The following is a 24130-nucleotide window of genomic DNA, read 5'->3' as shown; positions in this document are numbered from 1 at the left end:
CGCCCGCCGCTACCCGGCCAGCGCGGGGACGTCCAGGGTGAGGGTGGCGGCGTCGGCGTCCAGTACGGCGGGGACGCCCAGCGGCACGGTGAGGGTGGTCGGGCCGTGGCCGAAGCCCAGCTCCCAGACGACGGGGACGCCGAGCGGCCCCAGGCGGTCCAGCATCAGGTCGCGGATGCGGTCGGCCGGGCGGCACTCCGCCCAGGAGCCCAGCGCGATCCCGGCGACCCCGTCCAGGGCGCCGGAGCGGAGCAGCTGGGTGAGCAGCCGGTCCAGCCGGTAGAGGTCCTCGCCGACGTCCTCCAGCAGCAGGATCGCCCCGGCGAAGGAGGGCCGGGCGTGGGGGGTGCCGCGTTCGGCGGCGAGCAGGCTGAGGCAGCCGCCGGCGGTGATGCCGTGGGCCCGGCCGGGAAGCAGCGTCCCGGCGGTCGCCGAGGTGAGGGTCCGTACGGTGTCCGGCTCCAGCAGGGTGCGGCGCAGGTGCTCGGCGGTGGGGACGTCCTTGACGAAGGTGAGGGAGGCCGCCATCGGGCCGTGCAGGGTGGCCAGGCCGAGGCGGACGGCGAACGCCTCGTGCAGCACGGTGATGTCGCTGTAGCCGATGAACGCCTTGGGCGGTACGGCCCGCATGGCCTCCCAGTCCAGCAGGTCGACCATGCGCTGGACACCGTAGCCGCCGCGTGCGCAGACGACCGCCGCGATGCCGGGGTCGAGCCAGGCCCGTTCCAGGTCGCGGGCCCGGTCGGCGTCGGCTCCGGCGAGGTAGCGCAGGGTCGGTTCGCTCGCCGGCACCTGCGGGGCCACCTCCACCTCCAGGCCCCAGGAGCGCAGGATGCCGCACCCCAGCTCCAGCCGGTCGGCGGGGACCGTGCCGCTGGGGGCGACGACGGCCACCCGGTCTCCGGGCACCAGCCGCCGGGGCCGGACGAGCGGGCGGACGGGGCGGTTCATACGGCGGGGCTCCTGTCGGGGGCGGGGATCGGAGGCGGAGGCGAGACGGGAGGCGGAGGCGGAGGCGGAGGCGAGACGGGAGGCGGAGGCGGAGGTCGGAGGCGGGAGGCGGAGGCGGAGGTCGGAGACGGGAGGCGGAGGCGGAGGTCGGAGACGGGAGGCGGGAGGCGGAGGCCGGGGTCGGGGGTCGGGGGTGGGCGGGGTCAGGGGCGGAAGCGGAGGCCGGAGGTAGCGGCCGGGGGTCGGAGGCCGGGGGTCGGAGGTCGGGGGCGCGGGCGGAGGCCGAGGTCAGGGGCCGAGGGCGAGGGCCGGGGCCGGGGCCGGAGGTGGCAGCCGGGGCGGGGGTGGGTGGGGTCAGCTGTGGAGGTCGAGGGGGGTGAGGTCGTCGCGGCGGAGGGCGAAGGCGTGGGCGTAGAGGGCGAGTTCGGCTTCGAGGGCGGTGGTGACGCTGTCGGCGCGGCGGAAGCCGTGGCCTTCGCCGGGGAAGGTGAGGTAGCTGTGCGGGACGCCGCGCCCGGCGATCCGGTCCAGCAGGCGTTCGGCCTGGCTGGGCGGGCAGATGACGTCGTCCAGCCCCTGGAGCAGCAGGAAGGGCGCGGTGAGCCGGTCGGCATGGGTGAGCGGGGAGCGGTCGCGGTAGCGGTCGGCGGCCTCGGGCAGCGGGCCGACCAGGGTGTCCAGGTAGCGGGACTCGAAGTCATGGGTCTCGCCGGCGTTGCTCCAGCCGGTGAGGTCGAGCACCGGGTAGTAGATGGCGCCGCAGCGGTAGAGGCCGGGGATGGCGGTGAGCGAGGCGGCGGTGGTCCAGCCGCCCGCACTGCCGCCCCGGATGGCCAGTCGGCGCGGGTCGGCGAGCCCTTCGGCGACCAGGGCGCGGGCGGCGGCGGCGCAGTCCTCGACGTCCACCACGCCCCACTGCCCGCGCAGCCGGTTGCGGTAGTCGCGGCCGTGGCCGGTGGAGCCGCCGTAGTCGACCGCGACCACGCCGATGCCCCGGCTGGTGAAGTAGCCGATCTCCAGGTCGAGCACCATGGGGGTGCGGCTGGTCGGTCCGCCGTGGGCGAAGACGACATACGGCGGCAGTTCGCCGGGCGGGGCGGTGTGGTCGGGGTTGCGCGGCGGGTAGAGGTGGGCGTGCACCTCGCGGCCACCGGGGCCGGTGAAGGTACGGGCCTGCGGTGCGGGCAGGTGGCGGGGGTCGACGGTCTCGGTGTGCGGGTGGCCGATGACGGTGGCGGTGAGGTCGTCCGGGTCGATCCCGACGACCTCCCAGCCCCGGTCCGGTCCGGCGGCGACGGCGGTGATCCGGCCGTCGTGGGCGTCCAGCGTGGCGGCCCACTCGGTCCAGGGCCCGGGCACGTCGGTGAGGGTGCCGTCGGCGGGGTCCAGTACGCCGAGCCGCCAGCTGGAGCGGCCGTGGGTGACCGCGATCCGGCCGTCCGGCAGCACGGCGAACCAGCGCTGGCCGATCCGCCAGAGCGGGCCGCCGTACTCCTCCTCGGCGGGGAGCAGTGCCACCGCCTCGCCGGTCTCGGTGTCGATGCGGTACAGGTTCCACCAGCCGCCGGGGTCGGTGGCGGCGACCAGGGTGCGGTCGTCCAGCCATTCGGCCTGGCAGACGGCCTCGTCGGGGCCGCCGGCCACCGTGCGGGGGCGGGTGAGGGTGCCGTCGGGGGCGAGGTCGGCGATCCGCAGTTCGGTGCCGTCCCAGGGCATCGCGGGGTGCTCCCAGCCGATCCAGGCGGCGCGGCGGCCGTCCGGGGAGATCCGGGGGCCGGTGACGAAGTGCCGGTCGGCCAGGAGTTCCCGTACCGCTGACGGGTCGTCGGCGGCGGAGCCGTCCAGCGGTACGGCGACCAGGCTGCGCCGCAGATCGGTGGGGCCGGGGCCGTGGAAGGACTCCCGTACGCACCAGACCTCGGCGCCGCCGGGGGCGATCACCGGGTCGGCGTAGCGCAGTCCGGCGGGCCGGTCGGGGGCGGGGGTGAGGGGCTGCGGGGCGGCGCCGGGGGTGTCCGGCTCATGGCGGTACAGCCGCTGGTCGGCGAAGTGGCTGAAGACGGCGACGGGGCCGCGCCCGGCGGTGGCGGGGAGCGCGGTCCACGGCATGCCGCCGTACTCGATGACCCGGCTGCGGAGGTTCCACGGCGCGGGCAGCAGCGTCTCGGTGGTGCCGTCGGCGCGGCGGCGGACCAGGGTGGCCCGGCCGTCCTCGGCGGGGCGCGGCTCGGTCCACCAGACCTCGTCGCCGACGGTGCGCACCCAGTCGGGCCGCCCGCCGTGGGCGGCGGCGTGCTGGGCGGTGATCGGGGAGGTCCAGGTGCCGTAGGGGGCAGTGGTGGTCATGGGGGTCGGGTCCGCCTTCCGGGTCAGCCGACAGTGGAGAGGAAGCGGTCCAGGACGCGGACGCCGAAGTGCAGGGCGTCCACGGGCACCCGCTCGTCCACGCCGTGGTAGAGGCCGTGGAAGTCGAAGCCGGGCGGCAGCCGCAGCGGGGAGAAGCCGTACCCGGCGATGCCCAGGCGGGAGAACTGCTTGGCGTCGGTGCCGCCGGACATGGCGTACGGCACCACATGGGCGCCCGGGTCGTGGGCCAGCAGCGCATCGCGCATCGCGGCGAAGGCGGGGCTGTCGACCGGCGCCTGGAGGGGGATCTCCCGGTGCTGGTAGGCCCAGTCCACGTCGGGCCCGGTGAGCCGGTCCAGGGTGGCGCGGAACTCCTCCTCGCCGCCGGGCAGCACCCGCCCGTCGACGGCGCCGGTGGCCGAGCCGGGGATGACGTTCACCTTGTAACCGGCCTGGAGGATGGTCGGGTTGGCGCTGTGGCGCAGGGTGCCGTCGACCAGTTCGGCGGCGGCCGGGTCCAGCCGGGACACAAAGGCGTCCACCCCGGCGCCCGTGGGGTCGTCCAGACAGGCCGGGTCCAGCGGGGTGGCGGTGGCCTCGGCGAGGGCGAGCAGGGCGGCCCGTACGGTCGGGGTGATCCGCACCGGCCAGCGGTGGGCGCCGATCCTGGCCATGGCGGCGGAGAGCCGGGTGACCGCGTTGGCCCCGTTGGGCTTGGAGCCGTGCCCGGCGCGGCCGTTGGCGGTGAGCCGCAGCCAGGCGGTGCCGCGCTCCCCGGCGGCGACCGGGTAGAGGCGCTGCCCGGCGGCGGTGTGCACGGTGTAGCCGCCGGACTCGCCGACGGCCTCGGTGCACCCGGCGAAGAGGCCGGCATGGTGCTCGGCCAGCCAGGCGGAACCGGCCTCGGCGCTGTCCTCCTCGTCGGCGGTGAAGGCCAGCACCAGGTCCCGGCGGGGGCGGCGGCCGGTGCGGGCCCAGGCGCGGGCGACGGCGACCACCATCGCGTCCATGCTCTTCATGTCGATGGCGCCGCGCCCCCAGACCTCGCCGTCGCGGATGTCTCCGGAGAACGGCGGCACGGCCCAGTCGGCGGCCTCGGCGGGGACCACGTCCAGATGGCCGTGGACGAGCAGGGCGGGCAGCGCGGGTTCGGTGCCCTCGATCCGGGCGACGACATTGGCCCGGCCCGGGGCGGACTCCAGCAGCAGCGGCTCCAGTCCGGCCTCGGCGAGCAGCCCGGCGACATACTCGGCGGCGGGGCGCTCCCGGCAGTCGCCGCCGCCCCGGTTGCTGGTGTCGATGCGGATCAGCTCCGAGGTGAACCGGACGGCCTCCTCGCAGAGCAGCGCATCTCCGGCGCCGGGCTGTGCCTCCCGGGCGGTCTCCGTCATGGCCGCGCGGCCCCCTCGGGTCGTGGGTCTTCGCTTCCGGCCACGGTAACCGCCGCACGGGCTTTCGGTCAGGACGTCGCGGGCCGCGCGCCCGGTGTCGGGGGCGCACCGGGGCGGGGGCGGCGGGCCGTTCATTCGAAAGTGTCGGCTGCTATCCGCCATGAGGGTAAATCACCACCTTTGCGTGGAAGGCGGATTACTGTCGTCGGCACCGTCCGCAGACCCCCTCAGGAGTGACGATGCCGCTCGGCCGCCTGGCGCTGGCCGCCGCCAGCCTGCTGCTGTTCGCCGCCGCCAGCGCGCCCCTCGCCGCCGAGCGGACCGACCGGCCGTACGCCGCGCCGCACGCCTCCTCGTCCGACGAACTGCCCCTCGGCGACGGCCCCCACCCCACCGTCGTCCCCGAGCACAAGGTGCCCTTCGGGGCCTTCCTCGGCTCCGGGTCGGACGGCGTCAACGCCATCGCGCCGCTGGCCGCCTGGCTGCGCGGGGCCGACATCCGGGTGGGCCACACCTACCTCCCGGGCAACCACTGGACCGACATCGAGGGCAGCACCCCCGCGCTGCCGCTGTGGAGCCGCTGGCGGCTCGCCCGGCCCGACCGGATGCTGGTCCTGGGCGTGCCGATGCAGGCCCGCAACGAGGACCGGCTCGATGACGACCAGGTACGGGAGCTGATCCACCAAGGCGCGGACGGCGAGTTCGACCGGCACTTCCTGCGGCTGGCCCGGAACCTGGTCACCCTCGGCGCCACCGACACCGTGCTGGTGCTCGGCTGGGAGATGAACGGCACCACCTACACCCACCGCTGCGCCCCCGACCCGGACGCCTGGCGGGCGTACTGGCGGCGGATCGTGGAGGTGATGCGCTCGGTGCCCGGCCAGCGGTTCCGCTTCGACTTCGCGCCCAGCCGGGGCCTGGACGCCGTCCCCTGGACCCGCTGCTACCCGGGCGACGACGTGGTCGACATCATCGGCATGGACAGCTACGACCAGCCGCCCGGCCGCACCTTCGACGACTATGTGGACCAGCCCTATGGGCTGCGCCACCAGGTGGAGTTCGCCGCCGCGCACGGCAAGCCGGTGTCGTACCCGGAGTGGGGGCTCTTCCAGTACGGGGACGACCCGGAGTTCGTCCGCCGCATGGTGCGCTGGATCCGCACCCACGACACCCTCTACCAGACCGCCACCGACTACTGCCCGCACGGCTTCTGGCAGTGCGCCGAGAACCCGCGCTCCAGCCGGGTGTACCGGGAGCTGATGTCGGGGCGCCGGGGCTAGTCCCCCGCGGCGGCGGAGCGCAGCTCGCGCAGCCGGGTGCGGACCCGGGCCAGCCAGGGCAGCCGGACCCGGGCCGTCCGCACCGCTGCGGCGCGCAGCCGCACCGCGCCGAGGTGCAGCACCGCCGCCGGGGCGAACCGCCCGCCGCCGAACACCAGGCGCTGATTGCGGTCCTGGTCCGGGCGCCACCGCTGCTTGTACGGCTCGGAGCCGCGCAGCAGGCTCAGCACCGGCACTCCGTCGCGCAGCGTACGGGCCAGGGACTCGCCGAAGAGCAGGCCCGCGATGTCCAGCCGCCGCCGCAGGCTCGGATGGGCGCCGTACAGGTAGAGACCGGCCAGGCGGGGCGAGAGCAGCAGTACGTTCACCGCGACCAACTCGCCGTCCAGGCGGTACTCCTGGACGGAGGCCCGACCCGCCGCGACCATGCCGTGCACCGCCTCCCGCAGATGGAGCGCGAAACGCTCACCCAGGTGCTCGGGGGTGGCGCCGCGCCCGCGCCACTGCAACGCGTGCAGGCGCAGCAGCGCCCCCACCGCCTCGGGCACCTCCCCGACCGGGGTCTCCCGGACCGCCACCCCCGCCTCCGCCAGCTTGCGCTGCTTGACCCGGCTGCGCTGCGCGGTGCGGCCCGGGAGGCGGCGCAGCAGCTCCTCCATGGGCAGCGCGGGGAGGTGCTGGCAGACCGAGTCGGGCAGTCGGCCGCGGCGGCCGGGCCAGTGGGCGAGCAGCCGCTGCGCGGCGCCGTCGGGGCGCACCTCGCGCAGATCCGCTACCGCCCAGGCGCGGTGCGCCGGGAGGATCGCGGCCAGCTCGGCGGCGGCGCGGTCGGCGCAGGCGTCGTCCAGCAGGACGTCGGCGTAGTCGCTCAGCCCGGCACCGACCGGTACCAGCACCGGGTACGGGCGGTAGCGGACCGTCAGGGCGGCCCCGGCGACCAGCCGTCCGTCGCGGCGGACCAGCAGCAGCCGGAGTCGGCCGGGGCTGCCGTAGGCGTGCCACCAGGAGGTCAGCCAGGCTGCGGACTGGAAGGAGGTGGCCGTACGGCAGCGGGCCGCCAGGTCGTCCCACTCGGCGGCGAGCTGCCGCAAGGCGCCGTCGTCGCGGCGCACTTCGGCCGACCAGTGCTCCTCCGTCACGCTCGGCTCCGTGCCGGGGTGGTGGGCCTGGTGGGCTTGGTGGGCTTGGTGGGCTTGGTGGGCTCGGTGGGCTCGGTGGGCTGCTCGGGGAGGGGCAGGGCAGCCGCTGCTGCTGCATCGGCTTGGGCCGTCGTCCCCTGCCGGGTCGCCATCAGCAGGCCCCCGAGCAGCAGGCCGGACGCTGCGCCCACGGCGATGTCCAGCCCCGGCACGGGCGTGGCGGGCCTGTCCGGGGCGACGGCGGAGGCCAAGGTGACCAGCTTCATCCGGGTGGCCTCGGTGCTCGCATCGGCGAGGGTGACCAGGGCGCGGGCCACCGCGTCGGCCGCTCCGGCCGCCCTCTGCGGGGTGGCGGCGGTGCCGCTGACCTCGATCATCGGGGCGTCCGGCGAGGTGGTGCCGCTCACCCGGTCGGCCAGCGCCTCGGCCGAGGTCCCGGCTGCGGCGGCGGCGAGGTGCAGCACCTGGGGCTGGGTCACCAGCCGCCCGTACGCCTGGGCGAAGCCGACCGCCGCGCCGGAGTCCGCGTTCTCCTGCGGCACGGCCACCAGATAGGCGTGCGCGGTGTAGGCGGGGCCGGCGGCCATGGCATAGCCGCCACCTGCGGCGGCGCCCAGCGGTACGCCCAGCAGCAGGGGCCACCAGCGGCGGACGGCGGGGTGGATGGGGTGGCGGGGTCGGCGGGGTGCGGTGGTCATCTCGGGTCCTGCTCTCGGTGGGGGTGGTGGAGGGGGAGTACGCCGGGCGTCCCTGTGCGTCGGCGTCGGGCTCGGGGCTCCGACGGGTACCGGCAGGCAGGTGACGCGGGGCACGGCACGCCGGTCAGGCGGGGGTCGCCGGGTGCGGCGACGGGCGGCGGGGCGCGGGTAGCCGGTCAGGTGGTGGCGAGGCGGTCGTAGAGGGCGCCGAGTTCGGCGGCCACGCGGGCGATGGCGTAGTGGTGTACGGCGGGCGGTTGGGGCGGGGTGGCTGGGCGGCGGCCGGGTGGGGGCCGAGGGCGTCCGCGTAGGCGGCGGCGTCCGACGGAAGCCGCAGAGCGCCGGGCGCGGCCTCGGGGGGCAGTGCGGCGAGCGCGGGGCAGCAGGTGTAGCGGACGGGCAGCCCGGCCGCCAGGCCCTCCAGCACGGCCAGGCCGAAGGTCTCCCCGGTGGAGGGTGCGGCCAGCACGTCCATGGCGGTGAGCAGGTCGGGTACGTCGTCCCGCTCGCCGGTGAGCACGGTGCGGTGGCCGACCCCGGCCAGCCGGGCGCGGCGTTGCAGGGCGGCGCGTTCGGGGCCGTCGCCGACCAGCAGCAGCCAGGGCTCACGGGCGGCGCGGCGGGCGGTGAGCAGCGCCAGGGCGTCCACCAGCACCTGGAACCGCTTGCCGGGGACCAACCGGCCGACGCCGCCCACGACATGGGCCTGCTGGGGCAGCCCCAGTTCGGCGCGGAGCGTCTGCCGCAGCGCCGCCCGGGAGGCGGTCGGCCGGGTGTGGCGGGCGGCGTCGATACCGTTGGGCAGCAGGTGGAGGCGGTGCGGCGGTACGCCCCAGGCGGCCAGCCTCCCCTCGACCTCGGCGGAGACGGTGACGGTGGTGCTGCCGAGCCGTTCGGCTGCCAGGTAGAGGGCGCGGACCGCCGGGGTGGTGGGGCGGCCCTCGATCCGGCCGTCCAGCAGCGAGTGCTCGGTGGCCACGATCGCCCGTACCCCGGCGAACCGGGCGGCGAGCCGCCCGTACAGGCAGGCCCGGTAGAGGTGGGTGTGCACCAGGTCGTAGCCGCCACGGCGGATCAGCCCGGTGAGGCGCGGCACGGCGCCGGGGTCGCGGTTGCCGCGCATGGCGAGGTGGTGGACGGGTGTGCCGTCGGCGCGGATGCCGGCCGCCACGGTGCCGGGCTCGGTGAGGACGGCGACCTCGCAGCGGTGGTGGTCGGGCAGGTGGCGCAGCAGCAGCCGCAACTGCTGCTCGGCGCCGCCGGCCGCCAGCCCGGTGATCACCTGGAGGACCTTCACCGCCGCCCGCTCCCCGGCTCTGGCTGCGGCTGCGGCTGCGGCTGCGGGCCGCGCGACCGGAGGCTCCGGGCGCGGTCCCGGACCCGCTTGGCGTGCAGCCGCCACCCGGTGTCGCGGTCGCCCACATAGCAGCGGGGCATGGCGTGGCGGCCGGTGAGCGGCGAGCGTTCCACGGCGCAGGCGTAGTCGTAGCCCGCGTCCCGTACGGCGGCCACCGCGCGGGAGTCCACCGAGCCATAGGGGTAGCAGAAGCCGGTGACGGGTCCGCCGGTGATCCGCTCCAGGATCTCCCTGCTGCGGGTGGTCTCGGCGGTCAGGGTGGCGGCGGGAAGTCCGGCCAGGGCGGTGTGGGTCAGGCCGTGCGAGCCGATCTCGATACCGGCTGCGGCGGCCTCCCTGACCTGGTCGGCGGTCAGCAGCGGCTTGCGGGGGCCGTCCCGGTCCCAGGCGTTGTCGCGGCCGAGGCGGTCGGCGACGACATACAGGGCGGCGCCGAAGCCGTAGGCGCGCAGCACGGGCAGGGCCCGGCCGAGGAAGTCCGCATAGCCGTCGTCGAAGGTGAGGCCGACCAGTCCGGCGTCGCGGCCGGTCTGCGCGGCGCGCAGCAGCTCCGCGACGCCCACCGCGCAGAGGCCGCGCCGGTGCAGCCAGCGCATCTGGGCGGCGAACCGGTCGGGGCGGACGGTGAGCAGGTGGGGGTCCTCCCGGTAGTGGTCGACGGAGTGGTACATCAGCGTCCAGGGCGCCCGGTGCAGTCGGAGGGACGGGGCGGCGGCGATCGTGGTGGCGGGTTCAGCGGCCATGGCGGCGGTCTCCCTCGGCGGTGGGGCGGAGGGCGCACCCGAGGGCGCGCAGCGGAGTGCGCAGTTCGGGGGCGCCGAGTGCGGCGGCGGTGGCGGTGAAGACGGCGGTGACGGCGGTGCCGCCGAGGAGTACGGCGGTGAGTGGCCGGGGCCCGGCGAGGGACGCGGCGGCGGTTCCGGCGGCTGCGGCGGCAGCTGCGGCGGCGGCGAGCCGGGCCTGTCCGCCCAGCACCGTGCGGAGGCGCAGGGCGATGCCGCGCTGCCGCAGGCCGTACAGGAGCAGGGAGGCGGTGACGGTGATGCCGGCGGCGTTGGCGGCGGCGATGCCCAGCGCCCCGGCGTGGGGGGCTGCGGCGGCGCCGACGGCGAAGGTGACGGCCAGGCCGAGGAGCATCGCGGCGACCGGGTACCAGTCGAGCCAGGGCCGGGCGGCGCCGGGGGGTTCGGCGGCGTCGGCGATCCGCACCGCCGGGCGGGTGGAGAAGTACGGCCTGATCAGGGCCCCGGTGAGGGACTGGAAGAGCAGTCCGACGCTGTAGACGCGCATCACGGCGGCGGTCGCCGCGCTGTCCTGCGGGCCGAACGCGCCGCGCTGGAAGAGGATTCGGACGACGGCGGGTGCGCAGGCCAGCAGGAAGGCGGTGCCGCAGAGGACCACGGCGCCGACCAGGCCGAGGTCCTTCTCGACCCGGTCGCGGGCCGCCCGCAGGTCGCCGTCGGCGATGGCGCGGGCGACCAGGGGGAAGGTGACGGTGCAGATCAGCAGGGAGGCGGTCATGGCGAGTTGGGCGACCTTGGACGCGTAGTTGAGGTGCGAGATGGTGCCGGGCGGCAGTTCCGAGCCGAGGTACCGCTCGATGAAGACCTGGGCCTGCCGGGTCAGCGAGAACCCGACCACGGGCAGCAGCGCCAGCGGGCTGATCACCGGTAGCCGGGTGGCGCGGCGGGCGGCCGGGGTGCGGGGGGTGGAGCGCAGTCGGCGGAGGAACGGCGGCAGCAGCAGCGCGGTCGTCAGGGCGCTGCCGACGGCGACTCCGACGGCGGCGGCCGTGACGCCCAGCCACTGGTGGCAGGTGGTCAGGACGCCCAGGATGCCCGCGTTCTGGACGACGCAGACGGCGGCCGGTGCGGTGAAGTGGTGGTGGGCCCGGAGGGCGGCGCTGAGGTAGCCGGTGACGCCGAAGGACAGCACGGTGAGGGCGGTGATCCGGGTGCACCGGACGGCCGGTCCGGGGTGGGGCAGGCCCGGGGCGAGCGCCTCGACCAGGGACGGGGCGAAGGCGGCGGTAGCGGCGGAGAGGGCGGCCAGGGCCAGGCAGAGCGGGGGCAGGGTGGCGGCGACCAGGGCGCGGACCGGGTCGGCGGTGGGGACGTGCTGCGGGTGGCCGGTGCGGTCGTGTTGGCGGGCGGCCAGCGCCAGGCTGAAGGCGGGCACCATGAGGAAGGCCATGGCGTCCTCGATGAGCAGCGGGGAGGCGGTCTCCGGCACGGTCCAGGAGACCAGGAAGGCGTCGGTGTCCTCGCCGGCGCCGAAGTACCGGGCGAGCAGCAGGTCACGCAGCAGCCCGAGCAGTGATCCGGCGGCGGCCAGCAGCGCGGTGACGCCGAAGGCCCGGGCAATGAAGGAGGACCCGGCCGTGGCGGCCGACGGGGCGGCGGGCATGGCCTGACGGATCGTCACCGGTCAGCGGCCCCCTCGGCGGCGGCCGGGGGCGCTACCGGCAGAGGCGATGCGGACGGGGGCGCTGCGGGCCGGGGCGCCTCCGGCGGGGGCACTACGGGCCAGAACGCTACGGACGGAGACGCTTCACGCGAGCACACACCGGACGCGGAGACCCCCGGCGGGGACACTGCGGGCAGAGGCACAACGGACGGGCACACTCCGGGCAGGGACGTCCCCGGCGAGGACGCCACGGGCCGAGAGGCCACAGGCGGGGGTGCCACCGGCCGAGGCGCTGCGGCCGGGGGCGCCTCCGGCGGAGGCACTACGGGCCAGAACGCTACGGACGGAGACGCTTCACGCGAGCACACACCGGACGCGGAGACCCCCGGCGGGGACACTGCGGGCAGAGGCACAGCGGACGGGCACACTCCGGGCAGGGACGTCCCCGGCGAGGACGCCACGGGCCGAGATGCCATAGGCAAAGGCGCCACCGGCGGGGACGCCACCGGCCGAAACGCCACGGGCAAGGGAGCCACCAGCGAGGACGCCACCGGCGGGGACGCCACAGGCAGGGACGCCACCGGCCGAGGTGCCGAGGGCGGGGGCGCCGCTGGCCGGGGTGTTGGGGGCAGGGACCAGTGGGTGGCGAGGGCGAGGATGGTGGAGGTGAGGACGGTGGTGGGGCCGCCGATGTCGGCGTAGAGGAAGTCGGCCAGGAGCCAGACCAGGAGGGCGGTGGCGGCCAGGCCCGCGCCGTTCCGGCAGCGGCGGCCGACCCGGCGGAGGCTGCGGGTGAGCAGGACCAGGCAGAGCGCGGTGTGGGCGAGGATGCCGAGCAGCCCCTGCTCGCTGAGGACCAGCAGGTACATGTTGTGCGGGGAGAGCAGCGGTTCGCGTCGGAAGCCGATGGTGCCGTCCTCGGCGTCGCCTGCGGAGGAGAGCCGCAGCGGGGCGTGGCTGTCGCGCTGCTGCGCGAACCCCCGGGGCCCGGCGCCGGTGGCCGGGTGGTCCAGCCAGATGCGGCCGGCGGTGGTCCAGAGGTCATAGCGGTCGGTGACGGACTGGTCGGGGGTGTGGGAGACGGTGGCGATGCTGGCCAGCCGTTCGGTGAGGGAGTCGGCCGCGACGCCGAAGCCGCCGATCAGCACCACCGCGCCCGCCACGCCCACCGCCGCCCAGCGCAGCGCCAGCCGGGGGTCGGTGCGCAGCAGCAGTACGGCGGTGGCGACGGCGCAGGCGATCCAGCTGCCACGGCTGAAGGAGAAGGCCAGCGGCAGGGTCAGCAGGGCCGCCGCCGTGTACAGGGCGCGGCGCGGCAGCCGGTGGGCGGGTGAGCCGCGCAGCCCGAGGGCCAGGGCGAGGGCGGCCAGCAGGCCGAAGGAGACCATGCCGGACATCGCCATGACGTCCAGCGCGCCGAAGGTGCCGACGGCGCGGATCGGCAGGCCGGTGTAGGAGGCCCCGGTGCCGGTCAGGTACTGGTGGACGCCGATGCCTCCCTCGATCAGGGCGGCGGTGATCAGGGCGCCGAGCAGCAGGTGGAGGTCGAACCGGTCGCGCAGCGACAGCAGCACGGCGACCGGGACCAGGACGAAGACCTGGACGAGCCGTGCATAGCCGCTGAGGGCGGCGGCCGGGTCCGGGGCGGTGGCGGTGGCAGTGGCGACCGAGGCGGCCAGTGCGACGGCGCCGTAGAGCAGGCAGCCCAGCGGGTGGAGCGCCACCGGGAGCCGGCCCCGGAGCAGCGGTACGGCGATGACCGCCACCAGGGCCAGCGAGGCGAGGTCGGCCGGGGTGATGTGGACGGCGGCGGTGGCGGCGAGGTCCTTCTCGCCGCCGGGGAGGCAGACCAGCAGCACGGTCGCGGCCGCCGCCAGGCTGGGCCGCCGCAGCAGGTCGCGGAGGGCGGGGGTGGTGGCGGTCACCACGGTGGTCAGCTCCCGTCCGGGCGGATCAGCGTGGCGGCGGTGCGCAGCAGGATGGTGATGTCCTGCCAGAGGCTCCAGCTCTCGATGTAGTGGTTGTCGAAGCGGGCGCGGTCCTCGATGGAGGTGTCGCCGCGCAGCCCGTGGGTCTGGGCGAGTCCGGTGATGCCGGCCGGGACGCGGTGGCGGTCGGCGTAGCCGGGGTGGGCCTGGGTGAAGCGCAGCGCGAAGTAGGGCCGTTCGGGGCGCGGTCCGACCAGGCTCATCTCGCCGCGCAGCACATTCCACAGCTGGGGCAGCTCGTCCAGGGAGGTACGGCGCAGCAGGCGGCCGACCCGGCCCATCCGCCGGTCCTGCGCGATGGTCCAGCGGGTGGCGGACTCATGGGCGGAGGCCGGGCGCAGGGTGCGGAACTTCAGCAGGGTGAAGACTCGGCCGTCGAGACCGACCCGCTGCTGACGGAAGATCACCCCGGGTCCGTCGTCCAGCCGTACGGCCAGGGCGCAGGCGGCCAGCAGCGGTGCGGCCAGCATCAGCAGGACGGCGGCGGCGGTGCGGTCCAGGGCGCGTTTGGCGGCCCAGCCGGGCCGGTGGCGGGCGGGTCGGCCGATCCGCAGGCAGGGGAAGCCCCACAGGTGGTCGCCATGGGCCGGGCGGCGGAAGCCGTACGGCAGGGCGCCGTACTCGCGCAGTCCGGGCACCAGCCACAGGTCGCAGCCGAGCCGGGCGGCGGTGCGCATCGCGGCGGCGGTCTCCGGATCGGCGGTCTCGGCGGTGTCGGTGGTGATCAGCAGGTCGCGGACGCCACGGCGGCGGATCTCCCGTTCCAGCACCTCGCAGCCGCCCAGGACCGGCACCGGCACCGGGGCCGGCGGGCCGTCGGGGTGCGGCGCCCGGGCGGTGTCCAGACAGCCGACCGGGCGCATGCCGTACCGGGGGTGTGCCAGCAGGGCGGCGGCGACCCGGCGGCCCCGGTCGCCCGCGCCCAGCAGCAGCACCGGCCGGGGGGCCCGGCGGCGGCGGCGCAGCAGGGCGGCGTACGCGGCGGCGCGGCCGGTGACGGCGAGGGCCAGGTAGCCGGTGAGCAGCCGCAGCAGTCCGGCGGCGGTGGCGAAGGACGGCCACCGCTCGGGGAGGCAGCCGCAGAGGGTGACCGCGAAGGCCACCGCGACGGCGGCGCGGCCGGCGAGGGCGGGCAGTTCGTCGAGTACGGAGGGCGACAGCCGTCTGCGGTAGAGGCCGCCGACGCCGTTGAGCAGCAGCAGGGCGGGCAGCAGGGCGCCGGTCTCGATCAGCAGGTCGGCGGTGGGGAGCAGGCGGCCCGGGGTGGCGAGTGCGGCGGCGGCGCAGGCGGCTGCCGCGTCGGCGGCTAGCAGGGTGAGGGGGAACGTGGCTTCGGTGTAGAGGACTTGGGGAGGGCCGGGGTTCTGCCGGGGGGCGGGGACGGGCGGTGCGGTCCGTCCGGGGCGCGGCACGCTCTCGTTCTCGGTCCTCATCCGCGCATGTACTCCCCTGTTGGGTGCGCCGGCCCGGGTGACTCCGGTCCGGCGAAACCAGACAGTACCGACGATTCACCATCAATCGCCCGGTCCGACCGGTGGTTTCATACCGGCCGCCTATTCGTCTGATTTACCGTCGGGGAACAGCCGTTCCGGCCAGCAACTCGCGGTAGAGGCGGGAGACGCGCGCCACCGACCGGCCCACCTCGTGGCACGCCGCCATCTGCTCCCGGGCCAGAACGCCGCGCCGGGCGCACCCTGCCCGGTCGGCGAGCGCCGCCGCGACGGCGGCGGCCAGCGCCCGAGGGTCCTCCGGCGGCACCAGGGCGGTGGCCCGCTCCCCGGGCGGCAGGCACTCCGCAGCACCGGACACCTCGGCCAGCACCACCGGCCGGGCAGCCGCCATGGCCTCCAGCGGCACCAGCGCCATGCCCTCCCAGCGCGAGGGCAGCACCACCAGATCGGCGGCGGCGTACCAGGGCCGGGGGTCGGACACATCGCCGACCAGCAGCGCCGCCGCCCCCGCCCCGGCGCCCGCCGAAAGCCGGGCCGCCCGCTGCTCTAGGGCCACCCGCTGCGGACCGTCGCCGACCAGCGCCAGCCGGGCGTCCGGTACCCGGCGCAGCACCTGCGGCCAGGCATCCAGCAGTACATCCTGGCCCTTCTGCCGACACAGCCGTCCGACACAGACGGCCAGCGGGGCGTGCGGGTCCAGGCCGAGGGCGTGCCGCGCACGGCGGCGGGCGTCCTCGTCAGCGGCGGTGTGGCGGGCCAGGTCCACCCCGTTGGGCACCACCTCCCAGCGGCGGGCGCGGACTCCGGCGGCCATGCCGTCGCGGCGCTCCTGTTCGCTGACGCAGAGCACCGCATGCGCCCACCGCACGCCGAAGCGCTCCCAGCGCAGTGCCCCTGCGGCGGCCGGTCCGGTGACGGCGGCGAACGACCAGGCGTGCGGCTGGAAGACCGTGGGGACGCGCCCGCGTACCGCCAGGCGTCCGGCCAGACCGGCCTTGGCGCTGTGCAGATGCAGCAGGTCGGGGCGGAGCCGGGCGGCGATCCCGTGCAGCCGCCGCGCCTCGGCGGCGGCCGACGGGCCCGGCGAGCGGACCGCCGCCCAGGGCAGCACCTCCGCCCCCGAGGCTGCCGCCTCTCCGGCCAGCCGCCCGCCCGGCGGACAGGCCACCGCCACCCGGTGACCGCCCGCCAGCTGACCGCGCACCAGGTCGGCCACCACCCGGGCGACCCCGCCGTCGACGGGCTGGGCCACATGCAGAACCGTCACGCCCATGGGGGCCACCCTAGGCGGTTTCCGACGATTCGCGTCGGTACGGTGCGGAACGCCCGGTACGGGGTCGACCCGGCCAGGAGGTCGACGCCAGCCGCGCAACGGAGCACCGGCCCATCCCCGTCGAACTCCCCCAGCTCCCGCCAGGGCCGGTACAGGAGGCCGACGCCGGCCCTGCGGCGGAGCACCGGCCCGCCGGGGTCAGTCGAGCCGGTGGGAGAGATGCAGGTCGCGCTCGGTGTGGCCGTCCTCCAGGCGCAGTGCCGTGGCCACCGGCGGGTAGCCGCTGGCGATCACCGTGTACTCCCCCGGCTGGAGGTCGCTGAAGCGGAAGGTGCCGTCCGCGCCGGTGGTGACGGCGGCGACGACCGTGCCCGTGGAGTCCAGCAGCGTCACCCGGGCGTCGGCGACCGGATGGCCGCCGCTGGTCCGTACGGTGCCGCGCAGGGTGCCGCTGCCGGCCAGCGCCACGTCCTGCCGGGTCTCGCCGCTGGGGGCGACGGCCACGGCCAGTGCGGCGGGGCGGTAGGCGCGGGCGCTGACGGCGAGGGTGTAGTCGCCCGCCACCAGGTCCCGGAAGTGGTAGGCGCCGTCGTCGTCGGTGTGGCCGGTGGCCACCACCTCGCCGCGCGGGTCGGTGAGCACCACGGCGGCGCCGAGCACCGGGGCGCCCTCGGTGCTGCGGACCGCTCCGCTGAGCCGTCCGGTGCCGCCGAGCACCACGTCGAGGTCGACCGGGCGGCTGCCCACGGCGACGGTGACGGCCTGCGGCTGGTGGCCGCCGGCGGCGGCGATCAGCACATAGTTGCCGGACCGGGGAGCGGCCAGCGCCCAGCTGCCGGAGGCGCCGCTGGCGGCCCTGGCGACCTGTCGGCCGTCCATGTCGATCAGGGTCAGCACGGCGTTGGGTACGGCGCCCCGGTCGGGTTCCCGGACGGTGCCGCGCAGCGGGATGCCGGGGGCGGGCCCGGTCGGCGCGGCGGGGGTCCCATATGTGGGCGCGGCCCCAGATACCGATGCCGACGTTGACGCCGATGCCGATGCCGGTGTCGACACCGGGACCGGGCCGGGGGCCTGGGGCGGCAGCCCGAGGTCGCCCGGGGTCGCTGCGGGTCCGGAGGCCGGTTGGGTGGCCAAGGGTTTCTCCTTGAGCAGGAAGGCGAGGACGAAGCCCAGCGCCAGCACGGGCACCAGGTAGAGGAAGATCCGCGGCATGGCGTCGGCGTACGCGGTGACATAGGCGTCCCGCAGCGGCGTCGGCAGTGCCCGGACCAGCTCCGGGGTGATGGAGTCGGTGTCCGGCAGGGCGGGACCGCCGGGCCGGGCGGGCGGCAGGGTGGCGGCGAGCCGGTCGGTGAGCCGGGCGTGGAAGAGGGCGCCGAAGACGGCGGCGCCCACCGAGCCTCCGATCTGGCGCAGGTAGTTGTTGGCGGAGGTGGCGGTGCCGATGTCGCGCGGCGGCACCGAGTTCTGCACCGCCAGCACCAGCACGGGCAGCGAGAGGCCCACGCCGAGGCCGAGTACGGCCATGGCCGCGGCGGAGACCACGTACGGGGTGTCGGCGTGCAGCAGCAGTCCGAGCAGCGCCATGCCGGCGGTGGACAGGGCGCCGCCGAGGACCGGGTACGCCTTGTAGCGTCCGGTACGGCTGATCAGCTGACCGGAGCCGATGGAGGCCAGCACGATGCCGCCCATCATGGGCAGCATCAGCAGGCCGGAGCCGGTGGCGCTGGCCCCGTTCACCATCTGGAGGAAGCTGGGCAGGTAGCTGGCGGCGCCGAAGAGCGCCACGCCGACCACCACGCCGATGCCACCGGAGACATTGAAGACGCCGTCGCGGAAGAGCCGCAGCGGGATCACCGGCTCCGCCGCGAACCGTTCGACCAGCGCGAAGAGGACCAGGCAGCCGACGGTGGCGGCGCCCAGCGCGGCGATCACCGGGTCGGTCCAGGCGTACGTGGTGCCTCCCCAGCTGGTGGCGAGGACCAGGCAGGTGGAGGCGACGGCCAGCAGCAGCGCGCCGCCGAGGTCGAGCCGGGGCCGCGCGGTCGGCCGGGGCAGCCGCAGCACCAGCAGGGTGACCAGCAGGGCGAGGGCGCCGATCGGGATGTTGACCCAGAAGCACCAGCGCCAGCCGGGCCCGTCGGTGAACCAGCCGCCGAGCAGCGGACCGGCGACCGAGGAGATGCCGAAGACCGCGCCGATCAGGCCCATGTAGCGGCCTCGGTCCCGGGGCGAGACGATGTCCGCGATGATCGACTGGACGCCGATCATCAGCCCGCCGCCGCCGATGCCCTGCACCGCCCGGAACGCGATCAGCTGGTCGATGGAGTGGCACCAGCCGGAGAGCGCGGAGCCGACGATGAAGATGGCGATGGCGAACCGGAAGACCCTGGCCCGGCCGAAGATGTCGCCGAGCTTGCCGTAGAGCGGCAGCACCACGGTGGAGGCCAGCAGGTAGGCGGTGACCACCCAGGACATCCGGTCGAGGCCGTGCAGTTCGCCGACGATCCGGGGCAGCGCGGTGGCCACGATGGTCTGGTCGAGGGCGGCCAGGAAGAGCGCGAGCATCAGCCCGGCGAACACCAGTCGAACCTGGCGTGCCGTCAACTCCGTTGCTGGCAGCCGGGGTTCGGGTTTGGCCGGGGCCGGTCGGGCCGCCTCCATCACAGACATGCGGAGGATGATGGCAGTTGCCGACACTTTGCTCGAACCGGTCATTTTGTCGTCATATCCGCTGGGTCTGCGTCGACCAGCGGAGATGGCGCCCGCCGCCGCGACCGGCGGGCGCCGGTTCACCCACCCGGGGAATACCCCGGACACCCGTTCCCCCACCCGGACGGGTGACGCGACCCCGGGCCAGCGCACCCCGGCTCAGCACACCTCGGCTCAGTGCACCTCGGCGGCGAGCCGGTCCAGCACCTCGCCGTGGATGCGGTTGATGCCCTTGGGCGCAAAGGTGCGCTCAAAGAAGCCGCCGATGCCGCCGGCGCCCTGCCAGGTCGTCTCGACGACCACCTTGGACCGGCCCTCGCCCGCCGGGGTGACCGTCCAGGTGATCACCATGCTGGAGTTGGCGTCGGTCTCCACCAGCCGCCCCGGGGTGGGCTCGGAGACGGTGAAGAGGCAGTCCCGCACCCGCTTCTCGGTGGCCTGGAGCTTCCAGTGGACCTGCGTGCCGGCGCCCTTGCCGCCTTCGCGCACCTCGTACTCGCTGTACTGGATGGGCAGCAGCCGGGGACGGGTCCGCTCATAGTCGGCGAGCGCCTCGTAGACCCGCTCCGGGGATGCCTCCAGCACCCGCTCCGTGGCGGCGTACACCTGCGACATGTCCTGCTCCTCACGCTTCCGCGACGCTGTCCGGCGGCCTTCGCGGTCGCCCGGACCAGCCAACCATCGGCGTGCGGCGGCTCCAAACCGGCACAACCCGAACCGATCTTCGAATATATGTTCTACTCTGGATTCGAGCACCACCAGCGGCGAGGAGGACCCCATGCGCTGGGACAACCTGCAACTGGACACCGCCACCGCCGACGAGCCCGCCACCGGCCCGGCCGCCCTCTTCGGCGCGGACACCGTCACCCGCCGGTTCGACACACCCGAGTTCCGCGGCATCACCTTCCACGAGGTGCGCGCCCGGTCGATCGTCAACCGGGTGCCCGGCGCCTCCCGGATGCCGTTCAGCTGGACGGTCAACCCCTACCGGGGGTGCACCCATGCCTGCGTCTACTGCTTCGCCCGGCGCACCCACAGCTATCTGGACCTCGACACCGGCCATGACTTCGACTCGCAGATCGTGGTCAAGGTCAACGCCGCCGAGCTGCTCCGCCGCGAGCTGGGCTCCCGGCGGTGGCACGGCGACCACATCGCCATGGGCACCAATGTGGACTGCTACCAGCGGGCCGAGGGCCGCTACCGGCTGATGCCCGGCATCATCGAGGCGCTGCGGGACTACGCCAACCCGTTCTCCATCCTCACCAAGGGGTCGCTGATCCTGCGCGACCTGGAGCTGCTGAGGCAGGCAGCCGCCGTCACCGATGTCGCCGTCAACCTCTCCGTCGGCTTCACCGACCGCGAGTTGTGGCGCACCGTCGAGCCCGGCACCCCCTCCCCGCAGAAGCGGCTGGAGGTCTGCCGCACCCTCACCGAGGCCGGTATCCCCTGCGGGGTGCTGATGGCCCCCGTGCTGCCGTACCTCAGCGACTCCCCCGAGCAGTTGCGGGCCACCGTGCGGGCCATCGCCGAGGCGGGCGCGGTCTCGGTCACCCCGATCGTGCTGCATCTGCGGCCGGGCGCCCGCGAGTGGTACACGGCCTGGCTGCGGCGCCACCGCCCGGACCTGCTGCCCCGCTACGAGGCGCTGTACGGCGAAGCCGCCTACGCCCCGCGCTGGTACCAGCGGCAGATCACCGAGGCCGTGCACCGGCTCGCCGCCGAGTACGGCTGCGGCGCCACCGGCCCGACCGCCTCCCGCCGCATCCCCCGGCCCCGGCCCACCCGGAGCCCCCCGCCCCGGCCCAGCTCACCCTGCTCTGACCGCCGCCCCACCCCCGGTTCGGCGGGCGGTTAGGCTTGCGGGGTGTTGAACGAGGTAACCGCCCTGCGCCATGTGGTGTCGCTGCGGGCGGGGGGCTCCGTCCCCGGGGTGACCGAGACGGACGACCTGGGCACCTATGTGGTGAAGTACACCGGGGCCGCGCAGGGCCGCAAGGCGCTGGTGGCCGAGGTGGTGGTCGGGGAGCTGGCGCGGCGGCTGGGGCTGCGGGTGCCGGACCTGGTGCGGGTGCGGTTCGACCCGGCGGTGGCGGCCGGGGAGCCCGACCAGGAGGTCCAGGACATCCTGCGGGCCAGCGCGGGGCTCAACCTGGGCATGGACTTCCTGCCGGGGGCCCGCGACTTCACCCGGCAGGGCCCGGCGGTGGACCCGCTGGAGGCCGGCCGGGTCGTCTGGCTGGACGCGCTGACCGCCAATGTGGACCGCACCTGGCGCAACCCCAACCTGATGGTCTGGCACGGCAGGCTCTGGCTGATCGACCACGGCGCCGCGCTGATCTTCCACCACCGCTGGTCGGACGCCGGTGCCGCGGTGACCCGCCGCTATGGCATGGCCGACCACGCCCTGGGGGTCTTCGGGCCCGATGTGGCGGCGGCCGACCGGGCGCTGGCGCCGCTGGTCACCGAGGAGCTGCTGCGCGAGGTGGTGGACCTGGTGCCGGAGGAGTGGCTGGCGGACGAGCCGGGGTTCGACTCGGTCGGACAGCTCCGCGAGGCGTATGTGGCCCATCTGGCCGCACGGGCGGCGGCCTCCGAGCTCTGGCTGCCGGACGGCTTCGCCACCCCCGAGCAGTTGCGCGCCACCGAGGCCGAGCGGACGGCGGCCAAGCAGGCCGGGCGCCCCGCCTGGCTCCAGCACATCCCGAGCTGACCGCCACCGGGCCCCGCCCCGGGCCCGCCGTCCCGCCCACGGCCTCGCCCTGCGGGGCTCCCGTCTGTCATCGGCTGACAAACGGCCTGCCCCGAGCTGAGCCGCCGACTGGACCGCGCGGGCCCGCCGTACCAGGATCATGGGGCGGGCAGTGGGACCGAGCGGGAGGCGGGCACCATGCAGGGACAGGACTGGTCGGCGTTCCAGTTCGAGATCTACCTCAACGGTATGAACGGCACCGTCCCCCGACTGCCCACCGACCTCAGCCGCCTGGAGGAGATGGCGGCGCAGCGGCTCGGGCCCGGCCCGGTCGGCTATGTCGCCGGGAGCGCGGGCAGCGGCCGTACCGAGCGGGCCAACCGGGAGGCGCTGGACCGGTGGGCGATCGTGCCACGGATGCTGCGCGACGTACGCGAGCGGGATCTGGGCGTGGAGCTGTTCGGCCGACGGCTGCCGGCGCCGGTGGCGCTGGCCCCGGTGGGAGTGCTGTCGATCATGCACCCGGACGCCGAGCCGGCGGCGGCCAGGGCTGCCGCCGCGCTGGGCCTGCCGTTCACCGCGTCGTCGGCCGCCGACACCACCATGGAGCAGATCGCGGAGGCGATGGGCGAGCAGGCGGAGCGCTGGTTCCAGCTGTACTGGCCCAAGGACCGGGAGGTCTGCGTCAGCTTCCTCGGCCGGGCCAAGGCCGCCGGGTACTCGGTGCTGGTGGTCACCCTGGACACCTGGCTGCTGGCCTGGCGGCCACGCGACCTGGACCAGGCGTATCTGCCGTTTCTGCATGGCATCGGCACCGCCAACTACTTCTCCGACCCGGCCTTCCGGGCCGGCCTCGCCAAGCCGGTGGAGGAGGACCCGACGGCTGCGGTGCTGCACTGGGCGCAGATGTTCGCCGACCCCGGCAAGACCTGGGAGGACCTGGCGTTCCTGCGGGACCACTGGGACGGGCCGATCGTCCTCAAGGGCGTGCTGCACCCCGACGACGCCCGGCGGGCCGCCGACGCGGGGATGGACGGCGTGGTGGTCTCCAACCACGGCGGCCGGCAGGTCAATGGCGCGATCGGCGCCGCCGACGCCCTGCCGGGGATCGCCGAGGCGGTGGGCGACCGGCTGACCGTGCTCTTCGACAGCGGCGTACGGAGCGGCGACGACGTGCTCAAGGCGCTGGCGCTGGGCGCCCGGGGCGTGCTGCTGGGCCGCCCGTACGTCTATGGGCTGGGGCTGGACGGCGAGGCCGGGGTCACCCATGTGCTGCGCTGCCTGCTCGCCGAGTTCGACCTCACCATGGCGCTCTCCGGGTACACCCGGCCCGGCGAGCTGACCCGCGAAGCGCTGACCCGTCCCGGGGGCGCCTGAAGGGAGTCACCATGACCGACCGCAAGAGTGTGCTGGTCGTCGTCCCGGTCCATCTCGGTGGGCGGGAGACCGGCACCGCGCTGTCCGCCGGGCTCGCCGACCGGGCCGAAGTCACCGTGGTGGAGTCCACCGACGAGGACCCGGCGGCGCTGGCCCGCGCCCAGGCGGTGGTCACCGCGCTGGCCCCGGTGACCGCCGGGCAGATCGCGGCGGCGCCCCGGCTGGAGTTCGTCCAGTGCACCAGCCACGGCTTCGACTACATCGACCTGGACGCCGCCCGCCGCCACGGCGTCACCGTCGCCAACATCAGCTCCACCGGCGCCGAGCAGCAGGACGTGGCCGAGCACACCTTCGCCCTGATGCTCGCCCTGGCCAAGCAGATCATCCCGGCGCACACCGCGCTGGCCGCCGCCGACTGGGCCACGCCCCGGCTTCAGCCCGCCCTCACCGAACTCTCCGGCAAGACGCTGGGCCTGGTCGGCTTCGGAGCCATCGGGCAGCAGGTCGCCCGGCGGGCCGTCGCCTTCGACATGGCGGTGCGGTACACGGCCCGCCACGGCTACCCGGAGGCCGAGCAGCGGTACGGCGCCCGGCGGGTGGAGCTGGAGGAACTGCTGCGCACCGCCGACTATGTCTCACTGCACCTGCCGCTCACCCCGGAGACCCGCCGGCTGCTGGACCGGGACCGGCTGGCGCTGCTCAAGCCCACCGCCTTCCTGGTCAACACCTCGCGCGGGGCGATCGTCGACCAGGAGGCGCTGGCGGACGCCCTGGAGGCGGCCCGCCTCGCCGGGGCCGGGCTGGACGTCTTCGACCCGGAGCCGCCCACCGCCGCGCTGCGGCTGCTGCGGACGCCCAACACCGTCCTCACCCCGCACATCGCCGGGGTCACCCGGGAGACGCTGGTCCGGATCGCGCTGGCCGCGATCGACAACACCGCCGCCTATCTGGAGGGCAGGCCGCCCCGCGACACGGTCGGCTGACCGCGCGGCCCCGGCGCGGACCGGGAGGCGGCCCCGAGGGCCCGCGTCACCCGCCGCGCGGCCTGCGGTCGCCACCGCCGGGTGGGCGG

18 protein-coding genes are annotated in these 24130 nt (G+C 75.6%); 5 read left to right on the top strand and 13 right to left on the bottom strand.

All coding sequences use genetic code 11. The features are described from left to right. Positions 1-9 precede the first annotated feature (9 nt). From C7M71_RS24135 to C7M71_RS24120, 3 genes are all read right to left on the bottom strand, one after another. On the bottom strand, positions 10-951 hold the full coding sequence (locus C7M71_RS24135; protein ID WP_111490366.1) for a S66 peptidase family protein: 942 nt from the start codon (positions 949-951) through the stop codon (positions 10-12). A gap of 354 nt (positions 952-1305) precedes the next feature. Continuing rightward, positions 1306-3297, bottom strand: coding sequence for an LpqB family beta-propeller domain-containing protein (locus tag C7M71_RS24125; RefSeq protein WP_111494105.1), 1992 nt, complete (start codon positions 3295-3297; stop codon positions 1306-1308). Between the two features lie 23 nt (positions 3298-3320). After that, complete coding sequence (locus tag C7M71_RS24120; RefSeq protein ID WP_111494103.1) at positions 3321-4688, bottom strand: M20/M25/M40 family metallo-hydrolase; 1368 nt, start codon at positions 4686-4688, stop codon at positions 3321-3323. A gap of 239 nt (positions 4689-4927) precedes the next feature. Between C7M71_RS24120 and C7M71_RS24115 the strand changes: the two genes are divergently transcribed. Beyond that, positions 4928-5968 carry a glycoside hydrolase family 26 protein gene (locus C7M71_RS24115; protein WP_111494101.1) on the top strand — a complete coding sequence of 347 codons (1041 nt, stop codon included), beginning with the start codon at positions 4928-4930 and terminating at the stop codon, positions 5966-5968. On the opposite strand, the gene C7M71_RS24110 is transcribed toward C7M71_RS24115, so the two are convergent. The 10 genes from C7M71_RS24110 to C7M71_RS24065 all read right to left on the bottom strand — a co-directional run bounded on the left by C7M71_RS24110 (position 5965) and on the right by C7M71_RS24065 (position 19607). After that, positions 5965-7107, bottom strand: coding sequence for a GNAT family N-acetyltransferase (locus C7M71_RS24110; RefSeq protein WP_111494099.1), 1143 nt, complete (start codon positions 7105-7107; stop codon positions 5965-5967). The genes C7M71_RS24115 and C7M71_RS24110 overlap by 4 nt on opposite strands. Beyond that, positions 7104-7805 carry a lipopolysaccharide biosynthesis protein gene (locus tag C7M71_RS24105; protein ID WP_111494097.1) on the bottom strand — a complete coding sequence of 234 codons (702 nt, stop codon included), beginning with the start codon at positions 7803-7805 and terminating at the stop codon, positions 7104-7106. Before C7M71_RS24105 ends, C7M71_RS24110 begins: the two co-directional genes overlap by 4 nt. A 124-nt stretch (positions 7806-7929) precedes the next feature. Next, positions 7930-9102 carry a glycosyltransferase gene (locus C7M71_RS24100; protein WP_322975194.1) on the bottom strand — a complete coding sequence of 391 codons (1173 nt, stop codon included), beginning with the start codon at positions 9100-9102 and terminating at the stop codon, positions 7930-7932. Next, positions 9099-9905, bottom strand: coding sequence for a polysaccharide deacetylase family protein (locus tag C7M71_RS24095; RefSeq protein WP_111494243.1), 807 nt, complete (start codon positions 9903-9905; stop codon positions 9099-9101). Before C7M71_RS24095 ends, C7M71_RS24100 begins: the two co-directional genes overlap by 4 nt. After that, positions 9895-11568 carry a lipid II flippase MurJ gene (locus tag C7M71_RS24090; protein WP_111494245.1) on the bottom strand — a complete coding sequence of 558 codons (1674 nt, stop codon included), beginning with the start codon at positions 11566-11568 and terminating at the stop codon, positions 9895-9897. Before C7M71_RS24090 ends, C7M71_RS24095 begins: the two co-directional genes overlap by 11 nt. 14 nt (positions 11569-11582) lie before the next feature. Further along, entirely contained in the window at positions 11583-13493 is a 1911-nt protein-coding gene (locus C7M71_RS32750) for an O-antigen ligase family protein (RefSeq protein ID WP_162824343.1), read from the bottom strand. 8 nt (positions 13494-13501) lie between these two features. After that, complete coding sequence (locus C7M71_RS24080; RefSeq protein WP_114914535.1) at positions 13502-14989, bottom strand: exopolysaccharide biosynthesis polyprenyl glycosylphosphotransferase; 1488 nt, start codon at positions 14987-14989, stop codon at positions 13502-13504. A gap of 133 nt (positions 14990-15122) precedes the next feature. After that, a complete protein-coding gene (locus tag C7M71_RS24075; protein ID WP_114914534.1) occupies positions 15123-16280 on the bottom strand; it encodes a glycosyltransferase family 4 protein in 1158 nt (385 codons plus the stop codon). 198 nt (positions 16281-16478) lie between these two features. Next, positions 16479-18953, bottom strand: a complete 2475-nt coding sequence (locus tag C7M71_RS24070; protein WP_407675938.1) for an MFS transporter — start codon at positions 18951-18953, stop codon at positions 16479-16481. A 213-nt stretch (positions 18954-19166) separates the two neighbouring features. Continuing rightward, on the bottom strand, positions 19167-19607 hold the full coding sequence (locus C7M71_RS24065) for an SRPBCC family protein (RefSeq protein ID WP_111494823.1): 441 nt from the start codon (positions 19605-19607) through the stop codon (positions 19167-19169). 163 nt (positions 19608-19770) lie between these two features. Here C7M71_RS24065 and C7M71_RS24060 point away from each other — a divergent pair, with 163 nt between their 5' ends. The 4 genes from C7M71_RS24060 to C7M71_RS24045 all read left to right on the top strand — a co-directional run bounded on the left by C7M71_RS24060 (position 19771) and on the right by C7M71_RS24045 (position 24041). Continuing rightward, positions 19771-20847 carry an Rv2578c family radical SAM protein gene (locus tag C7M71_RS24060; protein WP_114914533.1) on the top strand — a complete coding sequence of 359 codons (1077 nt, stop codon included), beginning with the start codon at positions 19771-19773 and terminating at the stop codon, positions 20845-20847. Between the two features lie 9 nt (positions 20848-20856). Beyond that, positions 20857-21702, top strand: a complete 846-nt coding sequence (locus C7M71_RS24055; RefSeq protein ID WP_111490926.1) for a HipA family kinase — start codon at positions 20857-20859, stop codon at positions 21700-21702. Between the two features lie 177 nt (positions 21703-21879). Continuing rightward, entirely contained in the window at positions 21880-23058 is a 1179-nt protein-coding gene (locus tag C7M71_RS24050) for a lactate 2-monooxygenase (RefSeq protein WP_111490927.1), read from the top strand. An 11-nt stretch (positions 23059-23069) separates the two neighbouring features. Next, positions 23070-24041 carry a 2-hydroxyacid dehydrogenase gene (locus C7M71_RS24045; protein ID WP_111490928.1) on the top strand — a complete coding sequence of 324 codons (972 nt, stop codon included), beginning with the start codon at positions 23070-23072 and terminating at the stop codon, positions 24039-24041. Positions 24042-24130: the final 89 nt, after the last annotated feature.

Source organism: Peterkaempfera bronchialis, from assembly GCF_003258605.2.
GTDB classification, from domain to species: Bacteria; Actinomycetota; Actinomycetes; order Streptomycetales; family Streptomycetaceae; genus Peterkaempfera; species Peterkaempfera bronchialis.
Note: the sequence above shows the minus strand (reverse complement) of the source record. Positions and strands in the feature narration are given on the sequence as shown.

What these genes read in the sequence shown, in the direction of transcription:
- C7M71_RS24060 (WP_114914533.1), top strand. Translation starts at nt 19,771, where the DNA reads ATGCGCTGGGACAACCTGCAACTGGACACCGCCACCGCCGACGAGCCC.
- C7M71_RS24050 (WP_111490927.1), top strand. Translation starts at nt 21,880, where the DNA reads ATGCAGGGACAGGACTGGTCGGCGTTCCAGTTCGAGATCTACCTCAAC.
- C7M71_RS24065 (WP_111494823.1), bottom strand. Translation starts at nt 19,607, where the DNA reads ATGTCGCAGGTGTACGCCGCCACGGAGCGGGTGCTGGAGGCATCCCCG.
- C7M71_RS24045 (WP_111490928.1), top strand. Translation starts at nt 23,070, where the DNA reads ATGACCGACCGCAAGAGTGTGCTGGTCGTCGTCCCGGTCCATCTCGGT.
- C7M71_RS24080 (WP_114914535.1), bottom strand. Translation starts at nt 14,989, where the DNA reads ATGAGGACCGAGAACGAGAGCGTGCCGCGCCCCGGACGGACCGCACCG.
- C7M71_RS24135 (WP_111490366.1), bottom strand. Translation starts at nt 951, where the DNA reads ATGAACCGCCCCGTCCGCCCGCTCGTCCGGCCCCGGCGGCTGGTGCCC.
- C7M71_RS24125 (WP_111494105.1), bottom strand. Translation starts at nt 3,297, where the DNA reads ATGACCACCACTGCCCCCTACGGCACCTGGACCTCCCCGATCACCGCC.
- C7M71_RS24115 (WP_111494101.1), top strand. Translation starts at nt 4,928, where the DNA reads ATGCCGCTCGGCCGCCTGGCGCTGGCCGCCGCCAGCCTGCTGCTGTTC.
- C7M71_RS24095 (WP_111494243.1), bottom strand. Translation starts at nt 9,905, where the DNA reads ATGGCCGCTGAACCCGCCACCACGATCGCCGCCGCCCCGTCCCTCCGA.
- C7M71_RS24105 (WP_111494097.1), bottom strand. Translation starts at nt 7,805, where the DNA reads ATGACCACCGCACCCCGCCGACCCCGCCACCCCATCCACCCCGCCGTC.
- C7M71_RS24120 (WP_111494103.1), bottom strand. Translation starts at nt 4,688, where the DNA reads ATGACGGAGACCGCCCGGGAGGCACAGCCCGGCGCCGGAGATGCGCTG.
- C7M71_RS24070 (WP_407675938.1), bottom strand. Translation starts at nt 18,953, where the DNA reads ATGTCTGTGATGGAGGCGGCCCGACCGGCCCCGGCCAAACCCGAACCC.
- C7M71_RS24090 (WP_111494245.1), bottom strand. Translation starts at nt 11,568, where the DNA reads ATGCCCGCCGCCCCGTCGGCCGCCACGGCCGGGTCCTCCTTCATTGCC.
- C7M71_RS24075 (WP_114914534.1), bottom strand. Translation starts at nt 16,280, where the DNA reads ATGGGCGTGACGGTTCTGCATGTGGCCCAGCCCGTCGACGGCGGGGTC.